The 2,926-nt window shown below is 61.9% G+C and carries 2 protein-coding genes; both read left to right on the top strand.

The features are described 5' to 3' along the window. The first annotated feature begins 72 nt into the window (after positions 1-72). The gene (locus RMO57_RS02630) at positions 73-1,719 is read left to right on the top strand and encodes a 3-(methylthio)propionyl-CoA ligase (RefSeq protein WP_310383941.1); all 1,647 of its coding nucleotides are present in this window, start codon (positions 73-75) and stop codon (positions 1,717-1,719) included. A gap of 71 nt (positions 1,720-1,790) precedes the next feature. Beyond that, on the top strand, positions 1,791-2,926 hold a 1,136-nt coding region (locus RMO57_RS02625; protein WP_414896365.1), incomplete at its 3' end, for a branched-chain amino acid ABC transporter substrate-binding protein.

Raw genomic sequence — 2,926 nt, 5'->3', positions numbered from 1 at the left:
GGCAAGGCTGACTTAGACTATTTTCACAATGTGGCGCGGCTCAGGCGGGCGCCGAAAACAGGAGACAAGGGCATGGCTTTGATGGGTCAGATGATGACGAGCTCGCTGCTGATTTCGTCGCTGCTCAAGCATGCGGCGCGGCACGCGGGCGATGTCGAAATTGTCAGCAAGCGGGTCGAGGGCGATCTGCACCGCTACACCTGGCGCGCGGCCGAGCTGCGCTCGCGCCAGTTGGCGCAAGCGCTGGCGCGCTTGGGTTGCGTCAGCGGCGACCGGGTGGCCACGCTGGCCTGGAACGGCTACCGGCATTTGGAGATTTATTACGGCGTGTCGGGCTCCGAGCTGGTCTGCCACACCATCAACCCGCGCTTGTTCCCTGAGCAGATCGCCTGGATCGCCAACGACGCGCAGGACCGCGTGTTGTGCTTTGACCTGAACTTCTTGCCCTTGGTGGAGCAGTTGGCTGCAGCAATGCCCAGCATCCAGCACTATGTGCTGATGACGGACCGGGCCCATATGCCGGCGCAAACTTCGCTGCCCGGCCTGCTCTGTTACGAAGAGCTGCTGGAGGCCGAGGACGGTGACTACGCCTGGCCCGAGTTTGACGAGCAAACCGCGTCGAGCATTTGCTACACCTCGGGCACCACCGGCCACCCCAAGGGCGCCGTCTACAGCCACCGCTCCAGCGTCTTGCACGCCATGGGCGCGGCGCTGCCGGATGCGCTGGACTGCTCGGCCCGCGACGTGGTGATGCCGGTGGTGCCGATGTTCCACGTCAATGCCTGGGGCCTGCCTTATTCTTGCGCCATCGTCGGCTGCAAGCTGGTGATGCCGGGGCCGCATATGGACGGCAAATCCTTGTATGAGCTGTTTGAGAGCGAGGGCGTCACCTTCAGCGCTGGCGTGCCGACCATCTGGCTGGGCTTGCTGACCTATGTGAAGGCCAATGGGCTCAAGTTCAGCAGCTTCAAGCGCACGGTGATCGGCGGCTCGGCCTGCCCGCCGGCGATGATGGCCACGCTGATCGATGACTACGGCGTCGACGTGATCCATGCCTGGGGCATGACCGAGATGTCGCCGCTGGGCACCGCCTCCAAACTCAATGCCGCCCAGTTGCTCCTGCCCAAGGACGAGCAGCGCCGTTTGCTGGCCAAGCAGGGCCGCGCGATCTACGGCGTCGACATGACCGTCGTTGACGACGCCGGGCAGGCCTTGCCTTGGGACGGGGTGAGTTCAGGTAATTTGCTAGTGCGCGGACCCTGGGTGATCAGCCGGTACTACCGCCACGCGGAGTCGCCGCTGCTCACCGTTGACGGCGAGCCGGGCTGGTTCCCGACCGGCGACGTGGCCACCATCGACGCCTATGGCTTTATGCAGATCACCGACCGCAGCAAAGACGTGATCAAGTCGGGCGGCGAGTGGATCAGCTCGATCGATCTGGAGAACATCGCGATGGCCCACCCGGCCGTGTTTGAGGCGGCGGTGATCGCCTGCGCGCATCCGAAGTGGGACGAGCGGCCGCTCTTGGTGGTGGTCAAGAAACCTGATGCCGAATTGACCCGTGAACAGATGCTGGCGTTTTTTGAAGACCGGATCGCCAAATGGCAGATCCCGGACGACGTCGTGTTTGTCACAGAGTTGCCGCACACCGCCACCGGCAAGCTCTTGAAGTTGAAGCTGCGCGAGCAGTTCAAGGCTCACCGCTTGGCCGAGCTGTGAGTGAATTTTCTAACCGGCTGACCCGTTCAAAAACCAAATCGGAGACAACGATGTTCGCAGTTAAACATGTGATGCAAGCGGGCGCCCTGGCGGCCTTGATGCTGGGGGCCGGCATGGCCACGGCGCAAAAAGGCGAGACCGTCAAGCTCGTCTATATCGACGCGCTGTCGGGCCTGATGGGCCCGGTGGGCCAAAACCAGGTCAAGAGCTTCCAGTTCTTTGCCGAGAAGTTCAATGCGTCAAATCCGGCCGGCGTGAAGTTCGAGGTCGTCGCGATCGACAACAAACTCAGCCCGGCCGAGTCGCTGAATGCCCTGAAGTCGGCGATCGACCAGGGTGCTCGCTACATCATGCAGGGCAATGGCTCCAGCGTGGCCCTGGCGCTCAGCGACGCGGTCAGCAAACACAACGAGCGCAACCCCGGCAAGGAAGTGATTTACCTGAACTATTCGGCCGTTGACCCGGACCTGACCAATAGCAAATGCAGCTACTGGCATTTCCGCATGGACGCCGACACCTCGATGAAGATGGAGGCGCTGACCACCTTCATGAAGGGCCAGGCCGACATCAAAAAGGTGTTCTTGCTGAACCAGAATTACGCTCACGGCCACCAGGTCGCCAAATACGCCAAGGACTTGTTGGCGCTGAAGCGGCCCGATATTCAGATCGTCGGTGAGGACCTGCACCCGCTCGCCCAGGTGCGTGACTTTGCGCCCTACATTGCCAAGATCAAGGCCAGCGGCGCCGATACCGTCATCACCGGCAACTGGGGCTCAGACCTTGCCCTGCTGATCAAGGCGGCCAATGAGTCGGGCTATAACGGCAAATTCTTCACCTATTACACCGGTGTCACCGGCACGCCCACGGCGCTGGGCGCGGCCGGCGCCGGGCGGGTCTACCAGGTGTCCTACAACCACTACAACATGGGTGGCCAGATGGGCAAATGGCAAGACGAATTCAAGGCCCGCTTCAAGGACGATTTCTACACCGGCAGCGTGATCCACATCTACAGCCTGCTGGGCGAAGCCTTTGTCAAGGCCAAATCGACCGACCCGGTCAAGGTGGCCGCGGCGCTCGAAGGGCTCAAGGTCAAGAGCTTCAACGGCGATGTCGAGATCCGCAAGGCCGACCACCAGTTGCAGCAGACGCTGTTCCTGACGCAGTGGCAGAAGACCGATGCCAAGCATCCCTACAGCCCGGAGAACAC

This window comes from Roseateles sp. (assembly GCF_031397715.1).
GTDB lineage: Bacteria > Pseudomonadota > Gammaproteobacteria > Burkholderiales > Burkholderiaceae_C > Paucibacter_A.
Note: the sequence above shows the minus strand (reverse complement) of the source record. Positions and strands in the feature narration are given on the sequence as shown.

Coding starts and splice junctions, on each gene's coding strand:
- RMO57_RS02630 (WP_310383941.1), top strand. CDS start 73: ATGGCTTTGATGGGTCAGATGATGACGAGCTCGCTGCTGATTTCGTCG.